The 1874-nt window shown below is 39.0% G+C and carries 2 protein-coding genes; both read right to left on the minus strand.

Annotated elements, in window-relative coordinates:
* Nucleotides 1–31: 31 nt before the first annotated feature.
* Nucleotides 32–265 (minus strand): hypothetical protein, encoded by a 234-nt coding sequence (locus tag AC3AX0_RS10650; protein ID WP_487550269.1) that lies wholly within the window; start codon nt 263–265, stop codon nt 32–34.
* A gap of 177 nt (nt 266–442) precedes the next feature.
* Nucleotides 443–1874 (minus strand): YecA family protein (locus tag AC3AX0_RS10655; RefSeq protein WP_487550270.1); only part of this gene is annotated, 1432 nt, incomplete at its 5' end.

The following is a 1874-nucleotide window of genomic DNA, read 5'->3' on the forward strand; positions in this document are numbered from 1 at the left end:
GATGGTAGACCCCATGATTTTTCTATTCATTTTACTTGATTAGTTCTTTGATGTTCCCTAAAGCCTTGCGCATCGCTTCGTTGGACGACTCTGAGGTAACCTGAGACAGTTCGTATTCATTACCCTTCTCAGCTTTCTTCATTATGAATACAGTATCACACCCTTCTAGCATTATCTTGGCAGTTTTTCCTGCCTTCAGCACTGCCTCTAGCTCTTTTTGAGTATCAGGATCTAACGGAATTATTGAGCTATTTGATGTCTTCATTTCATCTTCCTATATTAGCGGTACTTGGATTACGTTAGATACATAACGCCTCAATAACCGGCGCAGCTTTGCTGTGTCCGGCGCCGTAGGCGCGAAGTTGATTGACTTGCTATAGGACAACACGCCGGACTCTTGTACACATTTTTTCATATTGCTTATAATCGATACTTCGATGATTCATACAAGGCAGCATCTCTTGTATTTTATCCCACTACCACAGGGGCATTTTTCATTGCGCCCAATTTTTTTAGTTGTCGCTAGCGCAGCATCTACAGCCTTTCTTTTTAAACCTTCGACACTCTTTTCCATTTCATCAGTTTTTTCCCAAGGAAAATTTAATTTCAGACCAAATCTAAGTTTTTCAGTGTCTGGATCTAAACATATACCAAACCAATTTTCAGCCCTTTGGGTATACTTACGTCTAATGCAATGGCCTCGTAATCGTTCAGCAGAATCCTTATCCGAATCATAGCTTGCGTGTATTGTAAGTCCGGTATTTCCCGCACTGATGCCTACTGTTATATCATGGTGTTTTCTATCTGATTTTACCTGACTTAGAATGGTCTCAATTCCTTGATTTAACGCGTTAAGCGTATCCTCACTCAGAGTAAGCAGCATAAACCCTAAATCAATAGTCCCAGCTTCTTCTTGGGTCTCAATTTCTTCTATGAGATTTCCAATTTTTGTCCCTACAAATCTGGTCAATATTCCATCAGGTGTTCTATTGCCATCAATTCCAAGTCTTCTGACCATCATGGCGGCATCTAAGTCGGAAGAAATGTCATCACTCAAGTGAATAAAATCATATTCATTTTCAAGCCAAAGATTTAGCCTCAAATGATAGGACAAGGCGGTCAACTCGTGTGATATGTTCAGGCGTTCAATATAAAGGGCTCGCCGATATAGATAACTTAGAAAATGCAACGGAGTTTCCAGCATCTCAGTCATTGCATCAAGCAGAAATATATCCATGACAAAAGGTGCTGCTACCACCTCGGTAACCTCATACTTCAAAAACTGCCTTGCTTGAAAGCTAAGTGCTGGGTAATGCTCTGATATCAAGCATATTGGAAATATTTCTTTGCAGTCACGTGGTACTGAAATCTCCGTACCATCATTAAGTAGAAACTTACAATTCTTGTCTCCTAAAAGTTTGGAGCAAGACAATGCTTGATCATATGCGTTTTGAATTGCCTTTTTAAAGTCATCCTTTAGGACGTTATCATTCCCTTTCCTAGATTCAATCGTTAGCTTTTTTGACTTCGCTTGAACTACAACTACTCTATTAGAAAAAACTACAAGAACATCGATCTCGCCAGCAACATTTCCGTCCTTGCCAATTATATTTACGTTTGAAAATACATTCCTATCACCAAATACTAACTTTAATCTTTTTTCGGAGAAATCTTCAGTGAATTCTCCTCGGTGCTCCATTGCGGTGCTTCTATATTTCTTATCCTCATTGAACCAATAAAATGGAGTGTCGTAAGAGGACTCACTCAAGGTATAGCATAGAGGAAGGACGTATTCTTCTTCTTTTTTAATTAACGGTAATGCATTGGCTACATTGAAATCACTAATTGAATTGAATCCATCATTTAGATTTCCT

Source organism: Dethiosulfatibacter sp., from assembly GCF_983023055.1.

What these genes read in the sequence shown, in the direction of transcription:
- AC3AX0_RS10650 (WP_487550269.1), bottom strand. Translation starts at nt 265, where the DNA reads ATGAAGACATCAAATAGCTCAATAATTCCGTTAGATCCTGATACTCAA.